The 15990-nt window shown below is 72.3% G+C and carries 15 protein-coding genes; 9 read left to right on the top strand and 6 right to left on the bottom strand.

Annotated elements, in window-relative coordinates; genetic code table 11:
* Positions 1-49: 49 nt before the first annotated feature.
* Genes VK611_17405 through VK611_17395 form a run of 3 tightly spaced genes read left to right on the top strand, consistent with a single transcriptional unit; the run spans position 50 to position 2257 of the window.
* Positions 50-766, top strand: coding sequence for a dienelactone hydrolase family protein (locus VK611_17405; protein ID HMG43113.1), 717 nt, complete (start codon positions 50-52; stop codon positions 764-766).
* Between the two features lie 22 nt (positions 767-788).
* Positions 789-1379, top strand: coding sequence for an isochorismatase family protein (locus tag VK611_17400; protein HMG43112.1), 591 nt, complete (start codon positions 789-791; stop codon positions 1377-1379).
* Positions 1379-2257, top strand: coding sequence for a hypothetical protein (locus VK611_17395; GenBank protein ID HMG43111.1), 879 nt, complete (start codon positions 1379-1381; stop codon positions 2255-2257). Before VK611_17400 ends, VK611_17395 begins: the two co-directional genes overlap by 1 nt.
* Before the next feature lie 10 nt (positions 2258-2267).
* Here the strand turns inward: VK611_17395 and VK611_17390 are convergent, their stop codons facing one another.
* Positions 2268-2894 (bottom strand): XRE family transcriptional regulator, encoded by a 627-nt coding sequence (locus VK611_17390; GenBank protein ID HMG43110.1) that lies wholly within the window; start codon positions 2892-2894, stop codon positions 2268-2270.
* Between the two features lie 92 nt (positions 2895-2986).
* On the opposite strand from VK611_17390, the gene VK611_17385 reads away from it, so the two are divergent.
* Positions 2987-3823 carry a DMT family transporter gene (locus VK611_17385; protein HMG43109.1) on the top strand — a complete coding sequence of 279 codons (837 nt, stop codon included), beginning with the start codon at positions 2987-2989 and terminating at the stop codon, positions 3821-3823.
* Between the two features lie 8 nt (positions 3824-3831).
* Here the strand turns inward: VK611_17385 and rsfS are convergent, their stop codons facing one another.
* The 4 genes from rsfS to VK611_17365 form a co-directional block, all read right to left on the bottom strand.
* A complete protein-coding gene (gene rsfS / locus VK611_17380; GenBank protein ID HMG43108.1) occupies positions 3832-4221 on the bottom strand; it encodes a ribosome silencing factor in 390 nt (129 codons plus the stop codon).
* Between the two features lies 1 nt (position 4222).
* Positions 4223-5764, bottom strand: a complete 1542-nt coding sequence (locus tag VK611_17375) for an LCP family protein (GenBank protein ID HMG43107.1) — start codon at positions 5762-5764, stop codon at positions 4223-4225.
* A complete protein-coding gene (gene nadD / locus VK611_17370; GenBank protein HMG43106.1) occupies positions 5761-6363 on the bottom strand; it encodes a nicotinate-nucleotide adenylyltransferase in 603 nt (200 codons plus the stop codon). Before nadD ends, VK611_17375 begins: the two co-directional genes overlap by 4 nt.
* 90 nt (positions 6364-6453) lie before the next feature.
* Positions 6454-7851, bottom strand: a complete 1398-nt coding sequence (locus tag VK611_17365; protein HMG43105.1) for an NADH-ubiquinone oxidoreductase-F iron-sulfur binding region domain-containing protein — start codon at positions 7849-7851, stop codon at positions 6454-6456.
* Between the two features lie 85 nt (positions 7852-7936).
* Between VK611_17365 and VK611_17360 the strand changes: the two genes are divergently transcribed.
* Complete coding sequence (locus VK611_17360; GenBank protein HMG43104.1) at positions 7937-8767, top strand: sigma-70 family RNA polymerase sigma factor; 831 nt, start codon at positions 7937-7939, stop codon at positions 8765-8767.
* 188 nt (positions 8768-8955) lie between these two features.
* Positions 8956-10311: a 3-deoxy-7-phosphoheptulonate synthase class II gene (locus VK611_17355; GenBank protein ID HMG43103.1), complete on the top strand. Its 1356-nt coding sequence runs from the start codon at positions 8956-8958 to the stop codon at positions 10309-10311.
* Here VK611_17355 and VK611_17350 read toward each other — a convergent pair whose 3' ends face one another.
* Positions 10312-12132, bottom strand: coding sequence for a hypothetical protein (locus VK611_17350; GenBank protein ID HMG43102.1), 1821 nt, complete (start codon positions 12130-12132; stop codon positions 10312-10314).
* 165 nt (positions 12133-12297) lie between these two features.
* On the opposite strand from VK611_17350, the gene VK611_17345 reads away from it, so the two are divergent.
* The 3 genes from VK611_17345 to VK611_17335 all read left to right on the top strand — a co-directional run.
* A complete protein-coding gene (locus VK611_17345) occupies positions 12298-14079 on the top strand; it encodes a nitrite/sulfite reductase (protein ID HMG43101.1) in 1782 nt (593 codons plus the stop codon).
* On the top strand, positions 14076-14768 hold the full coding sequence (locus VK611_17340) for a phosphoadenylyl-sulfate reductase (GenBank protein ID HMG43100.1): 693 nt from the start codon (positions 14076-14078) through the stop codon (positions 14766-14768). The genes VK611_17345 and VK611_17340 overlap by 4 nt, the downstream gene beginning before the upstream one ends.
* Positions 14769-14804: 36 nt before the next feature.
* The coding region (locus VK611_17335; protein HMG43099.1) for an LLM class flavin-dependent oxidoreductase at positions 14805-15990 on the top strand (1186 nt) is incomplete at its 3' end.

Here is a 15990-nt window from a genome sequence, read left to right as displayed (position 1 = left end):
CGAGGCCGGTACGCTCGCCCGCGTCGCACAGATCGAACGGGGAGCGCCAGTGGACACCGCGGAGATCGAGCTCACGACACCCGACGGACCGATGCCGATCTACCAGGTCACGCCGGACGGGGCGCCCCGCGGCGCCGTGGTGATCGTCCAGGAGGCCTTCGGCGTCAACGACCACATCAAGGACGTCACCCGCCGTGCGGCCGAGGCGGGCTACCTGGCCGCCGCGCCCACGCTCTTCCACCGGGCCGGCGGGGGCGTGGTGCCCTACGACGACTTCACCAAGGTCCGGGAGCTCTTCAAGGGCCTGACCGACGACGGCATCCTCGCCGACGTCGACGCCACGCTCGAGCACCTCCACCAGGCGGGCTTCGCCGACGAGCAGATCGGCATCGTCGGCTGGTGCTTCGGCGGGCGGGTCGCCTTCCTCGTGGCCGCGCACCGGGAGCTGGGCGCCGCGGTGACGTTCTACGGGGGCGGGATCGTCGCCCCGAACCCCCTGTCCCCCACGGCGCTGATGGACCAGGTCGAAGGGGTGCAGACGCCGTGGCTGGGGCTGTTCGGCGACGAGGACACCGGGATCCCCGTCGACGGGGTCGAGGAGCTCCGGGTGCGGCTGCAGAAGACCCCGGTCGCCACCGACATCGTCCGTTACGCCGACGCCGGGCACGGCTTCCACTGCGACGCCCGACCCGCCTACGACGAGGACGCGGCCCGCGACGCCTGGAGCCGCACCCTCCGCTGGTTCACCCAGCACCTCGGGGCCTGACCACCCCGGAAGGAGCCACCCCATGTCGCCAGCGGGCTACGACCCACGGACCGGGCTGGTGGTGGTCGACGTGCAGAACGACTTCGCCGACCCCGCCGGCAGCCTCTACGTCACCGACGCCGACGCCGCCATCGAGGCGGTCAACGCCGAGGTGCGGGCCGCCCGGGACGCCGGGGCGACGGTCGCCTACACCCAGGACTGGCACCCGCCCGACACCCCGCACTTCGCCAAGGACGGCGGCACCTGGCCCGTGCACTGCGTCGCCGGCACCTGGGGCGCCGCGCTCCACCCGGCCCTGCTCGTCGAGGGTGAGCAGGTCCGCAAGGGCACCGGCGGCGAGGACGGCTACTCGGGCTTCACCGTCGCCGACCCCGTGACGGGTGCGACCACCCCGACCCGCCTCCAGGACGTGCTGCAGGTCGCGGGGGTCGAGCGGGTGGTGATCGTCGGCCTCGCCACCGACTACTGCGTGAAGGCCACCGCCCTCGACGCCGTCGCCCTCGGCCACCCCACCACCGTGGTGGCGGCCGCCGTCCGCCCGGTCGAACTCGAACCCGGCGACGGCGAGCGTGCCCTGGCCGCCCTGCGAGACGCCGGCGTCGAGGTGCGCTGATGGGCGACGTGGCCCGACGGTTCTGGCGGCTGCTGGAGCCGATCCACGGGGTCGTCTACTTCGCTCCCGACGCCCGGGCGCGCTTCGACGCCGTCGGGCTGCGGGGGTTCGGGATGGGCTACTTCGCCTCCCGTTCGGCGGCGCTGGGGCCCGTCGGCCCGGAGGTCGTGACCGCGGCGTTCTACGTGTTCGAGCCGTCGATGGTGGCCCGGGCGCTGCCGGACGCCTGGACCCGGGCCTCGCCGGAGGCCGTGCTCGCCGCCCGGGCGGAGCTGGCCGACGTGACGCTGCGGGGCGCGCTGGGCCCCCTGGCCGACGGCGAGGAGGTCGCGGCGGCGGCCGAGGTGGCGATCGGGATCGCCCGCGAGGTCCCGATCGGCGGCCGCCCGCTGGCCGCCGCGCACCGCGCCCTGCCGATCCCGCCCGACGCTCGGCCCCTGGCCCGGCTGTGGTGGGCGGCGACCGTGCTGCGCGAGCACCGGGGCGACGGCCACGTGGCGGCGCTGCTCACCGCCGACGTCGACCCCTGCGCCGCGCTGGTGCTGGCCGCGGCCGCCGGTGCCTACGGCGAGGCGGGCGCCAAGCTGCTACAGACCAACCGCCGGTGGTCCGACGAAGCCTGGGCGGCGGCGACCGCCCGCCTCGCCGGCCGGGGTTGGCTCGACGACGACGGCACCCTCACCGCCGCCGGGGTCCGCGGGCACCAGCGCATCGAGGACACCACCGACCGCCTGGCCGCCACGGCCTACGCGAGCACTCCGGCCGACGACCTCGACCGCCTAGCCGAGGCCCTCCGCCCGCTCGCCGCCCGCATCGCCGACACGAACGCCCTCCCCTACCCCAACCCGATCGGCGTCGACCCGAGGCCGGGCCCGTAGACCGGAGGCTCTAGTCGGGTAGCTCGTCGAAGTGGCGGCCGGCGACGCCCCACGCACCCGACGGCTCGCCGTCGTCGGGCGTGAGCACCACCATCACGAACCGGACGGTCCGCTTGTGCTCGTTGCGGTAGCTGTGCGGCCGGTCGGCCTGGAACACGGCGGCACCGCCGGCCCGGACGGCGTGTGGCTCCCCGTCCACCTCCAGGGTGAGCGTGCCGTCGAGCACGTGCAGCAGCTCCCGAGTCCCGTCCATGTGGGCCTCGGAGCTCAGCCCGTCGCCGGTGGCGATGCTCCACTGCCACAGCTCCACGTGGTCGCGCTCGTCGCAGCCGGCCAGGAGGTCGCCGGCGCTGCCGGCCTCGCCGCTCCACAGCCGCACGGTCTCGCCCGGCGGCACCACCTGCACCGACGGCGACTCGTGCAGCTCGACCAGCCCGGCCAGCGACACGCCGAGCGTCTCCGACACCTTGCACAGGGTGCCGAGGCTCGGGTTGGTGCGGGCCTGCTCGAGGTGGACGAGCATGCCCTTGCTCACCCCGCTGCGCACCGCGAGCTGGTCGAGGCTCCACCCCTTGGCCGTGCGGAGGCGGCGGGTGTTGCGGGCGACCGCGTTGGCGGTGGCTTCGGCATCCGGCACGCGGTACAGCGTACTGACCGCCTGGTGCAAGGTGTTGACCGGTGTTCTACAGTGATCCGGGCGGTCACTCCAGTGACCCGCTCGGGGAAAAGATGGCTTCGATCCTTGCTCTCACCGCCGCGCTCGCCTACGGCGCCGGGGACTTCCTCGGCGGCGTCGCGTCGCGCCGCGCCCCCACCACCGCGGTGGTGCTGTGGTCGCACGTGGTCGGCCTGGTGCTGCTGCTCGCCGCCGCGCCCGTGGTCGGCGGCGACGCCACGGCCCGGGGCCTCCTGATCGGCGCCGGCGCCGGCATCGTCGGCGCCCTGGGCGTCACGCTCTTCTACCAGGGCCTCGCGATCGGCAGCATGAGCGTGGTCGCCCCCGTCGCCGGCCTGCTGTCCGCCGCCGTGCCGGTGGCCGCAGGCGTCGGCTCGGGCGAGCGGCCCGGAGCGATGGCGCTCGGCGGGATCGCCCTCGCCCTGGTGGCGATCACCCTCGTCTCCCGCGACGGCGCCGCCGCCGACGGCCCCGGCGGCAACCGCGTCCACGCCCTGGCGCTGGCGGCGGGCGCCGGACTCGCCTTCGGCCTGTTCTTCACGGCGCTGAACGCCGCCGGCGACTCCACGGGGATCTGGCCGCTGGTCGGCGCCCGCGGCGCCTCGGTGGCCCTCTTCACCCTGCTCGGCATCGCCAGGGTGACCCAGGCGGCCCCGCCCCGACAGGCAGCGGGTGCGGCCGTCGGCGCCGGCGTGCTCGACGCCGCCGCCAACGTCTTCTACGTGCTGGCCCTGACCCACGGTCTGCTGTCGGTGGTGTCGGTGCTCACCGCGCTCTACCCCGCGGGCACGGTCCTGCTCGCCCGCTACGGCCTCGGCGAGCGGATGAGCAGCGTGCAGCGCACCGGCCTGGCCGTCGCCGGCGTCTCCGCCGTGCTGATCGCGGTCTAGCTACCCGTCTAGCTGCGCAGGGCCGGAGCCGCCCACTCGATGCGGGCCACGTCGGCCCAGAGGCGCTCGAGCTCGTAGTAGTCGCGCACCTCCTGCAGGAACACGTGCACGACGACGTCGCCGTAGTCCATCAGCACCCAGCGCCGCTCGCTGCGGCCCTCGATCCGCAACGGCTTGGTGTTCCCGGCGAGGTCGGCGGCCTCCCCCACCTGGCGCTCGATCTCGTCGACGATCGCTCGCACCTGGCGGTCGTTGGCGGCCGACGCCACCACGAACTCGTCGGCCACGACGAGGACGTCGCCCACCTCCAGGATCACGATGTCGTTGGCACCCTTCTCGTCCGCCGCCCGGGCTGCCGCGATGGCCAGCCGGCGAGCCCCCTCCCGCTCCTGCGTCATATCAGCCAGTGCTCTCCAACCTCCTGATGACCTCGGGGGCATCTGCTCCCAGGACAACTGTGACATCGATCCGATCGGCCTCGTCGGCCGGTTCCACGCTTTCTTCGTCCGACGACGCCTGCTCGACGGCACCGACCCCAAGCGCGTCACGCAGGCTATTGGTGTCCTGTCGCAAGCGTGACTTGCCGTAGATGAAACGGGTGCGTGGCTCGGCGAACGACGAGGCATTACCCGAAAGGGCGATCTCGGCACCGGCTTCCACCAACGGCGCCGCCGCCTGCACGGCCAGACCGGGCACCGAGGTGCCGTTGAGCAGCCGGATCCGCACCCGGGCGCCGACGCTGGGCTCCTGGGGGTACGGGACCGCCTGGGCGACCAGTTCGGGGGCCAGGTCCTCGCTCGGCTCGAACAGCTCGCAGAAGCAGGCCGCAGAGGCCACCGGCAGCGCGACCACCTCGGACGTGCCCGCGGCGAGGCCGCGCACGAAGCGCCCCAGCCCGACGTCGGACTCGCCCGGCACCGCGTCGTCGCCCTGGGCCCGGACCCGGGGCAGCCACTCATCCCAGAACAGCTCCTGGCGGTCGAGGCGGGCCAGCTCGCTCTCGTCGTCGTTGCGGGCGGCGAGGAACGAGCCGACGTCGGCGGCGGCCAGGTCGACCTGCCCCGCGGGCCAGTCGCCCACCGGCGCCGGCAGCACCATGGAGATCGACCCGACCGGATCGACCAGCGACGCCCAGCCGGTGTCGTCGAGCTCCACCGTGTCGCCGATGGAGAGGTTGAGCATCAGCTCGAGCTGGGTCGCCACCGTGTCGGCGCCACCGTCGGTGTAGACGCTGCGCAGGTCGTCGCCCTCCTCGGCGAACGGCGCCTGCGTGGCGACCGGGATCAGCACCACCGAGCCGCCCTCGTCCTGCGAGCGCAGCCCCAGCAGCGCCACGCCGACGAGCTCGTCGGACGCGTCGCGCTGCAGCACGAGCATGGTGGGCGTCGGGGTGACCAGGGCGACGTAGCCGGGCTCGTCGGGCCGGAGCGTGGCGTCGACGTAGGTGCCGGCGGTGCTGCCGCGCACCCGGTCGAGCCCGACGACGACGAGACCGGCGCCGAGCCCCACGAGCAGCACCATGGCGACCACCACCAGGCGCTGGCGCCGCCGGATCTTCCGGGCCCGGGGCCCCCGCCTCGGCCGCTCCCCCAGGGGTTCGGGCTGCGGGGCGACCGGCGGTGCGGGCGCCTCGACCAACCCCGCAGCCGCACCGATCCCACCCGCGGCGACCAACCCCACGAACTCCCCCACCACGCCGTCGCGCACCGGCGACGTCGTGTCCCCGGCAACCGGAGCCGGTGCCGCCGTCGACGAGGACGAGCCGCGGGCGGCCCGACGGCGAGCCGCGGCCCGGGCCCGCTTGCTGGTCCGCCGCGGCGGCGTGAAGGCGTCGTCACCGGCGTCGACCTCGGTCGGCCGGCTGCCGTCGACCCCGTTGCCGCCGTTGCCCGACGGTGCATCCGTCGGGGCCGCCTCGGCCGGGGTCTGCCACGACGTCACGAGGTGACACGCTCCCGGTAGAGGCCCCGGGCCTCGATGCAGTCGATCACGTCGGGTGTGAGCAGGTAGTCGAGTGGGCGGCCGTCGAGCACCCGGGCCCGCAGGTCGGTGCTCGACACCTCCAGCCGCGGCGCCTCCACCCGCTCCCACGACCACCCCGGCGGCGGGTCCACGACCACCGCCCCGGGCCGGTCGACCACCACGATCGTCGCCTGCTCCCGGACGTCCTCGACGCGTTCCCACGACATGATCCCGGCGGAGGCATCAGCACCCAGGATCACGAACAGCTCCGGCGCCGGCTCGGCCTTCGCCAGCTCGGCCAGGGTGTCGGCGGTGTAGGACATGCCCGGCCGGTCGATCTCGATGCGGCTCGCCTCCAGCCCGTCGACGCTGCCGACCGCCGCCTCGACCAGCGCGAAGCGGTCCTCGGCGTCGGTGATCGGACGGGTCCCCAGCTTCTGCCACGGCCGCCCGCTGACCACCAGCAGCACGCGATCGAGCGACAGCTCGTGGCGCACGTTGACCGCGGTCACGAGATGTCCGACATGTGGTGGATCGAAGGTGCCACCGAAGATGCCGAGACGCTCGCTCACGATCACGAGATCGACGCTATTCGGTGTCCGGGATCCAAAGACGGCAGCCTGTCATTTGGCTTTCGCCATACCCCGAACATCACGCAACGCACCCGTTCACTCACGATAAGTCCAGTCGGGTTGCTTACGCGACTGTGACTCGTCGTAGACGACCTTGCCGTCCGCCATATCGACGATCTTCGGCAGCACGAGACCCCGGGCCGGGAGCCCCTCTCCACTCAACGCGGCGGCCACGTCCTCGGGAAATGCCTGGAGGATGCTGGCGATCACCCGCCGCTCCTCGACCGGCAGGTAGCACCGGTTCCCGTCGGTCACGGTCGACAGCCGGTAGGCGACGACATCGAGGTCGTCGACCTCCGCCCGACCCGCCGCCAGGTCGTCGAGGTGGTCGGTGATGGCGCCGGTGCCCAGCTTGCAGGCGGGGCACTGGCCGCACGACTCGACGTAGAGGAAGCGTGAGATCAGCTGCGCCACCTCGACCATCGACGTCGTCTCGTCGAACACCATGAAGCCGGCGGCGCCCAGGCCGGTGCCGATCGCCTCCATGCCCTCGTAGCTGCACGGCACGTCGAGCTGATCGCCGGTGATCACCGGGTTCGACACGCCCGACAGCACCGCTTTCACCGAGTCGCTCCCCGGCGCCAGTCCCCCGCCGACCTGCTCGATCACCTCGTACAGCGGCGTGCCCAGCTCCACCTCGCCGACCCCGGGCCGGGCCACGTCGCCCACCACCGTGGCCACGACGACCCCCGGCGACCGCTCCGTCCCCAGCGACCGGTGCCACTCGGGTCCCCTGGCCAGCACCTGCGTGACCGCGGAGAGGGTCTCGATGTTGTTGACCAGCGTCGGGTTCGACGCCGTGTGCTCGGTGACGACACCTGCCGGCGGTGCGCTCCAGCCCTCGGCCGGGGTGCTGGCGAAGAGGCCGTGCAGGTACGGCGGGAGGTTGCGGGGCAGGGGCGAGTCGCCCTCGATCACCTGGAGCAGCCCGGTCTCCTCGCCGTAGAGGTAGTGGTCGGGCCCCAGCACCACCTGGATCGGCACGTCGCCGACCACGCCGGCGGTACTCAGCTCCTCGATCGCCTGCGCCAGGCGCTCGGTCTCGGGGACGAACCTCTCCTTGATCGCCACGAACGCCCGCTCCGCACCCACCGCGAACGCGGCAATGGCCACACCCTCGATCACCGCGAATGGGTTGGCCCGCATGAGTGCCCGATCCTTGAAGGTCGCGGGCTCTCCTTCGGCCCCGTTGGCCACGACAAATGCCCGATTTGTCTCCCCCACGGAGCGCGCGGTCTGCCGTACGGACTGCCATTTGCGACCCGTCGAAAATCCCGCACCACCTCGTCCCCGCAATCCGGAGAGGATGACCTCCTGGATGGTGCCCCCAGGACCCAATGCGACTGCCCGGCTGTAGCCTTGGCCACCTCCCTGTTCCAGGTACTGGGTGACATCGGTCACCGGTGGATCAGCCAGCAACACCGGCACCTGCATGTATGCATCCTTTCCGCTTCACGCGGATTGAAAACCGCCTGATCGGGGGAATCACTTCCTGGTACTCCTGGTTGACGGATACGAGATGAGTGATTCCGTGGGTCAATACCTGAACGAAATCGGCCTTGTGCCTCTCCTCACCGCAAGTGAGGAGCGCGAGTTGTCGCAGATCATTGAGCGCGGTCGAGCCGCCCAGCTTGAGCTCGACGCGGGTGAGCGCAGCCGTGAGCTTCGCAAGGCCGTCAAGGACGCCGCCGACGCCAAGGACCGTTTCATCCGGGCGAACCTGCGGCTCGTGGTGAGCATCGCTCGCCGTTATCCGCTCCCCCCGTCGATGGAACTTCTGGACCTGATCCAGGAGGGCAACCTCGGTCTCGAGCACGCAGTCGACAAGTTCGACTGGCGCAAGGGCTTCAAGTTCTCGACGTATGCCACCTTCTGGATCCGGCAGGCCATCGGTCGTGCCCTCGACCAGAAGGCCAGCCTCGTGCGACTGCCCGGCGACCGGTCCGCTTCCCTGCGGGCTGCGCTGCGCCAGGTGGCGGGCGACGGCGAGGAGCTCGACGACGAGAACGCCCGGCTCTACCGCCTGACCACCCCCACCTCGCTCGACCGCCCCGTCGGCGACGACGACGGCAGCGAGCTGGTCGACCTGCTGGCAGCCGACGTGCCGACGCCGGAGCAGGTGCTGGTCGATCGGGAAGAGGAGCAGGGCCTGCACGACCTGCTCGGCGTGCTCGATCAGCGGGCCCGCTACGCAGTCGAGCAGCGCTTCGGTCTCACCGATGGTCGCAAGCGCAGCTACCGCGAGGTCGGCGAGGAGCTCGGCGTCACCGCCGAAGCCGCTCGGCGCCTGGTCAAGCGGGCTGTCGAGGCAGTGCGCGAAGAGGCGCTCGCCCGTTCGAGCGCCGCATAGGGCTTTCGCTTACCACCGGTAGGCTCACATCAGATGATCAGTCCCACCGGGGATGCCGGGCTCCCGCCCCCCGGCTCCCCTGAATGGCCGACCGCCCCCATCCCGCCCCGGGGGCGGTTGGCCTCGTTTTGGGCACGTGGCGAAACCCGCTTTGCGGCGCGTCAAGGCGCGGTACAGGCTTGTCGGCCGTGACCGACCCCTGGTCCCCCTCCACCTGGCGACTCCGGCCTGCCGCCCAGCAGCCGCCGTGGCCCGATCCCGAAGCCCTCGAGCGCGTCCTCAAGGACCTCGCCGCGGTGCCGCCCCTCGTCTTCGCCGGCGAGGCCCGGGCGCTCACCAGCCACCTGGCCCAGGTCGCCAACGGCCAGGCGTTCCTGCTCCAGGCCGGCGACTGCGCCGAGTCGTTCGACGCCTTCTCCGCCGATGGCATCCGCGACAAGCTCAAGATCGTCCTGCAGATGGCGGTGGTGCTCACCTATTCGACGGGCGTGCCGGTCATAAAGGTGGGGCGCATCGCCGGGCAGTTCGCGAAGCCCCGGTCAGCCGACTTCGAGACGATCGACGGCCAGCAGCTCCCCTCGTTCCGGGGGCACATGGTCAACGGCAGCGACCCCGACGCGTCGGCCCGCATCCCCGACCCGGACCGGCTGGTTCGCGCCTACCACCAGTCGGCATCCACGTTGAACCTGCTCCGGGCCTTCACCAAGGGTGGCTTCGCCGACCTGGGCCGCGTGCACCAGTGGAACCAGGAGTTCGTGGCCTCGAGCCCGTCGGGGCGGCGCTACGAGCGGCTCGCCGACGACATCGAGCGGGCGATGAGCTTCATGCGGGCCTGCGGGATCGACACGCAGAGCCAGCAGAACCTCCACGAGGTCGACTTCTTCACCAGCCACGAGGCGCTGATCCTCGGCTACGAGGAGGCGCTGACCAGGGAGGACTCGCTCACGGGCGACTGGTACGACTGCTCGGCGCACATGCTCTGGATCGGTGAGCGCACCCGCCAGGTCGACGGCGCCCACGTCGAGTTCCTGCGGGGGGTCGGCAACCCGATCGGGTGCAAGATCGGGCCGTCGGTGACGCCGGACGAGATCCTGGCGCTGTGCGAGCAGCTCAACCCGGGGCGGGTGCCGGGGCGGCTCACGCTGATCTCCCGGATGGGAGCCGCGGCCGTGCAGGAGAAGCTGCCGCCGCTGCTGACCGCCGTGCGCGACGCCGGGCACCCGGTGGTGTGGACCTGCGACCCGATGCACGGCAACACCTTCACGTCGGACACGGGCCGCAAGACCCGCGACTTCGACGACGTCATGACCGAGCTGGCGGGCTTCTTCGCCGCCCACCAGGCCTGCGGGACGTGGCCGGGCGGCGTGCACATCGAGCTGACCGGCGAGGACGTGACCGAGTGCATCGGGGGCGGCGACGCGCTCGGCCACGCCGACCTCGACGACCGCTACGAGACCATGTGCGACCCCCGGCTCAACGGCCGTCAGTCGCTGGATCTCGCTTTCCGTGTTGCGGAGCTGGTCGACAAGCGCACACCGCGATGATCATGTAAGGTGCGCGTCACCACACCCACGTGACCCCGTTCCTCCGGGAGCGGGGTCACGCCCGTTTTGGGCCCAGTTCCGCAGCGCCAGGAGGACGGCGGCGGCGAGGGCGGCGACGGACACCAGGGCGGCGATCTGGGCCAGCTGGGTGGGGCGGTGGCGGAGGTGCAGGGTGGCCGTGCCCTCGCCCTCGATGCGCCAGCCGTTGGCGTAGCCGTCGACCACGCCGTGGCGGGCCGACCAGGTGGGCGGCAGGCCGCTGACCTGCCAGCCGGCGCCGAACGTATCGGCCAGGGTGAGCACGAACGGGCCGCCGCCCGAGGCGCGGACGTCGACCTCGTAGTGCGCGGCGTCGTGGCGGGCCCAGGCCAGGCGGGGCGGGACGCCGTCGGCGTCGGCCGGCAGGACGTCGACCAGCGGTGCCGGGCGCACCCGCTCGAAGACGTCGGCCACGTCGGACTGGGCCAGGGGCCGCCAGCCCCGCAACCGGGCGGCCGTGGCCACCACCCGCCCGGGAGCGTCACGCCGGATCACCAGGTGCGAGACGCCGAGCTGGTCGAGAGCCGGGCCGACCGCGGCGGCGTCGCCCCGGGTGAGCAGGCGGTCGACGGCGCGGAGCCGGTCGTCGAGGGCGTCGGGCAGCCGGAAGGACGAGTCGGTGGCGCGCTGCAGGACCGGGCGGCGGACTCGCGCCGGCAGCCCGTCGGCGGGCGAGGCGACCGGGAGCACCAGGGCCTTCCCGGCGACGGCCGAGCCGTCGACCGCCGCGGCCACCGGCGTCCAGCGGTCGGCGTCCGTTGAGCCCGAGGCGACATCGCCGGTCCACAGCGGCAGCGGCAGGGCCAGGACGCCGAGCGCGATCGCCACGGTCAGGGCGCCGGCCGGCAACGCCCGCCAGCGACGACGACGATGGCGGCCCGGGCGCGGCAGCCGGCGGTCGAGCAGCTCGGCGGCGCCGAGGACGACCAGCGGCACGACGACGGCGACCGCCGTCGAGGTGAACAGGCCGGACGGCCGCACGGCGATCCCCTCCCGGAGCGTGCCCCAGGTGGTCGCCAGGGGCACGAGCCACCACAGCTGCGACAGCAGCCCCAGCGGCACCGCCCACACCCCCAGCCGCACGAGCTGCCCGAGCTCTCGACGGCCGTCGGCGACCGCCACCCCCGCAGCCCAGCCCAGCGTCCACACGGCGAGGGCGACGAGCAGCAGCGGCTCCGTCGCCAGCCACGACACCGGCAGCAGGACCAGCACCACGGCGAGCGGCGTCGTCCGGCGGGCCCAGACCATGGTGGCCAGCGCCCCTGCGGTGGCCACGGCGACCAGCGGCCGCGGGTCGGGCAGGGTCGCCAGCACGTAGGGGTTGACCACCGCGAACACCCCGGCGAACGACGCCGCCGGAGGACGGACGAACGCCCGGGCGAGGGACGTGACGGCAACCGCGGCGTAGACCGCGACCGCCGCCGTCAGCAGCGCCGGCGACAGGCCCAGCCACACGGCACCCGCCTCGACGGCCCGGGTCATCGGGTACGACGACGAGCCGCCGCCGCTGAGCTGGTGGCTCCAGGTGGACCACAGCTCGGCGCGGACGCCGTCGAGGAGCAGCGGCGGCAGGTCGTGCCAGCGGAGGGCCAGCACGCCCACCACGACCATGGGCACGGCGTAGGTGAGCAGCACCCGCGGCCGGGCGACGGACTCCGGCTCGGGCGGCTCCATCGGCTGGTAGCTGGCGGTGGCGAGCGGGCGGAGCGGCCGGGCGCGCCGGGACCGCGGGGCGAGCCGCGGCCCCGCAGGCACCGCGATGCCACTGTCCGTGGTAGCCATGACGCCGACAGTAAACGTTGGCCCCGGAACGTTCGTTGATGCCTGAATGGTGGGGTAGCGGGGAATGTCGAGTGGCCGGGTCGGGTTTCGTCTCGTAGACTCGATTCCCGATCGCGCCAGTCAGCTTTTGAGCCGCACACCGTCGTCCAGGGAGCAGACGCCAACATGCCCCAACCGAACGTCCTCGACGTCGACACCGGTCAGCTCGCCGATGCCGACAAGTTCGAGACCATCATGGCCCGCTACCTCACCGGCGACCTGGAGGAGGACGCGTTCCGCATCTTCCGCCTGAACAACGGCATCTACGGTCAGCGCCAGGGCGGCCACAACCAGATGGTGCGGATCAAGATCCCCTACGGCGGGCTCCTCCCCCACCAGCTCGACCTGATGGCCGACCTCGCCGACGACTACTCCCGGGGCTGGGGCCACATCACCACCCGGCAGAACATCCAGTTCCACTTCGTGGAGCTGGAGCGGGTGCCCGAGCTGATGCGCAAGCTGGCGCACGCCGGGATGACCACCCGTGAGGCCTGCGGCGACACCGTGCGCAACGTGATGGGCTGCCACTTCGCCGGCGTGTGCCCCCACGAGAACCTCGACATCACCCCGTGGGCCGAGGCCACCTACCGGCACTTCGTGCGCAACCCGATCGGCCAGCGCCTCCCCCGCAAGTTCAAGATCAACTTCTCCGGCTGCGCCACCGACTGCGGCCAGGCCATGTTCAACGACGTCGGCGTGGTCGCCACCACCCACACCCACGAGGACGGCTCGGTCGAGGCCGGCTTCCAGGTGTTCGTCGCCGGCGGCCTGGGCGCCAACCCGCACCCGGCGCTGGCCCTCGAGGCCTTCACGCCCCGCGAACAGCTGCTGGCCACCATCGAGGCCGTGCTGCGGGTGTTCAACAACCACGGCAACCGCGACAACAAGCTGCGGGCCCGCATGAAGTGGCTGGTCGACACGATGGGCTGGGACGACGTCCAGGCCCGGATCATCAAGGAGCGGCGCCTGCTGGTGGGCTCCTCGTCGTGGCCGGGCGGCATCCCCGAAGAGGTCGAGAAGGCAGGCGACGCACCGGCCGGCGTCGCCGCGGGTGCCACGCCGACGGTGATCGGCCAGGGCGTGGCGGTGTCGATCACCCGCAAGGATCCCTACGGGCGCTGGGACGACGCCAACGTCGTGCGGGGCTCGGCCAAGGGCACCGTCTCCGCCATCGCCTACGCCCGCCTGGGCGACGTGACCGCGGCTCAGTTCCGGGCGCTCGCGGCCATCCAGCGCGACCTCGCCCTCGAGGTGCGGCTCACCAACCGGCAGAACGTGGCCTTCCGCGGCCTCACCGAGGAGCAGCTGCCGTCGCTGTTCGAGCGGCTGGCCGACATCGGCATGGCCGAACCCGGCGCCGAGCTGGTGCGCGACGTGGTCGCCTGCCCCGGTGCCGACACCTGCAACCTGGCCGTCACCCAGAGCCGCGGGCTCGCCTCCGCCATCGGCGACAAGCTGGAGGAGGAGGGCCTCGGCGAGGTCGGTGGGCTGCGCATCAACATCTCGGGCTGCACCAACAGCTGCGGCCAGCACCACCAGTCCGACATCGGGTTCTACGGCGCCGAGCGCCGGGCGCACGGCAAGAGCGCCCCGGGCTACCAGATGCTGCTGGGCGGCTACGTCGGCCAGACGCAGGTCCACTTCGGCGAGCGGGCCACCCGTCTGCCCGCCAAGGCGGCACCCGACGCCACCATCGCCGTCGTGCGACGGTTCGCCAACGAGCGTGAGGCCGGCGAGACCTTCCGGCAGTGGCTCGACCGGGTGGGCGGCGCCAAGGCCGTGGGCACCGAGCTGAAGTCGTTCGACGAGTTCCCGCTGCCGGACGAGGCACCCGACTACTACGTGGACTACGACGAGACCGGCCCGTTCACCGGCGAGATCGGCGAAGGGGAGTGCGCGGGAGTATGAGCTTCCTCGTCGAACCTCCGGCGCTGCCGGTTCCCCAACTCCACGACGAAGAGCTCGCCGAGCTGAACCGCGAGTTCGAGCACCTCAGCGCCCCGAAGATCATCCAGTGGGCGGTCGACACGTTCGCGCCGCACCTGTCGCTGGCGGCGTCGATGCAGGACGCCGTGCTCATCGACCTGGCGGTGAAGGTCGACCCGGCCATCGAGGTCGTGTTCATCGACACCGGCTACCACTTCCCCGAGACGCTGCAGACCGTCGAGGACGTGCGGCGTCGCTACGGGCTCAACCTCAAGATGATGACGGTGGCCCACCACGACGAAGAGCTGTGGAAGATCGACCCGGAGAACTGCTGCTCGGCCGTGAAGGTCGGGCAGCTCGACCGGGCGCTGGCCGGCAAGGCGGCGTGGATGAGCGGCCTGCGCCGCGAGGAGGCCGTCTCCCGGGGCAGCGCCCCGATCGTGACCCGCGACCTGCGGGGCCTGGTGAAGGTCAACCCGATCGCCAACTGGTCCGACCTCGACGTGCAGGGCTACATCGAGGACCACGACATCACGGTGAACCCGCTGCTGCACCAGGGCTACACGTCGATCGGCTGCCAGCCCTGCACGCAGCTGCCGCTCGACCCCGACGATCCCCGCTCGGGCCGCTGGGCCGGCCGCCAGAAGACGGAGTGCGGGCTGCACTCTTGATCGCACGACGAGTGCAAAAAGATCTAGCCTCCCGACATGAAGTTCGGGATCTTCTACGAGCACCAACTTCCGCGTCCCTGGGCTGAGGACAGCGAGCACAAGCTGCTCCACGAGGCCCTCGAGCAGGTGGAGCTGGCCGACCGGCTGGGCATCGACTACGTGTGGGAGGTCGAGCACCACTTCCTCGAGGAGTACTCCCACTCGTCGGCCCCCGAGGTGTTCCTGGCCGCCGCCAGCCAGCGCACCGAGCGCATCCGGCTGGGCCACGGGATCGTGCAGCTGCCGTTCGGCTTCAACCACACCGCCCGGGTGGCCGAGCGGGCGGCCACACTGGACCTGCTGTCGAACGGGCGGGTGGACCTCGGCACCGGCGAGGCCTCGTCGGCCACCGAGCTGGACGGCTTCCTCGTCGACCGGGCCACCAAGCGGGCCCAGTGGACCGAGGCTCTCGACGCCCTCTCGCGGATGTTCGTGGAGGAGCCGTTCGCCGGCTACCAGGGCGAGTTCCTCGAGATGCCGGTGCGCAACGTGGTGCCCAAGTCGCTGCAGAAGCCGCACCCGCCGCTGTGGGTGGCCTGCAGCCGCCACGAGACCATCCACCTCGCCGCCCAGAAGGGCATCGGGGCGCTGACGTTCAGCTTCGTCGAGGCCGCCGAGGCCAAGGCCTGGGTGGACGACTACTACTCGACCATCGCCTCCGAGGAGTGCGTGCCGGGCGGCTTCGCCGTGAACCCCAACGTCGCCATCGTGCTGCCGATGATGTGCCACGCCGACGAGCAGACGGCCATCGACCGGGGCATCGACGGCGCCCACTTCTTCGGCTACAGCCTGGGCCACTACTACGTCTTCGGCCAGCACCGGCCGGGTCGCACCAACGTGTGGGAGGAGTTCGAGGAGCGACGGGAGCTGTTCGGCTTCAGCCGGCCCATCGCCGCGCAGACCGGCCGGACGCTGGGGGCGCAGCTGTTCGAGCAGGGCCTGGGCTCGCTGCGGGGCGCCATCGGGACACCGGCACAGGTGCGGGAGCTGCTGAAGGCCTACGAGGCCGCCGGCGTCGACCAGGTGATCTTCGTGTCGCAGGCGGGGCGCAACCGCCACGAGCACATCTGCGAGTCGCTGGAGCTGTTCGCCCGCGAGGTGATGCCCGAGTTCGCCGAGCACGAGGACGAGCGGGAGCAGGCGAAGCTGGAGCGGCTCGGCCCGGCGATGGAGGCGGCGCTGG

The sequence above is a fragment of the Acidimicrobiales bacterium genome, assembly GCA_035316325.1.
Lineage (GTDB): Bacteria > Actinomycetota > Acidimicrobiia > Acidimicrobiales > VFJN01 > DASXTK01.
The sequence above is the reverse complement of the archived record's forward strand: the minus strand, read 5'-3'. Positions and strand labels throughout refer to the sequence as shown.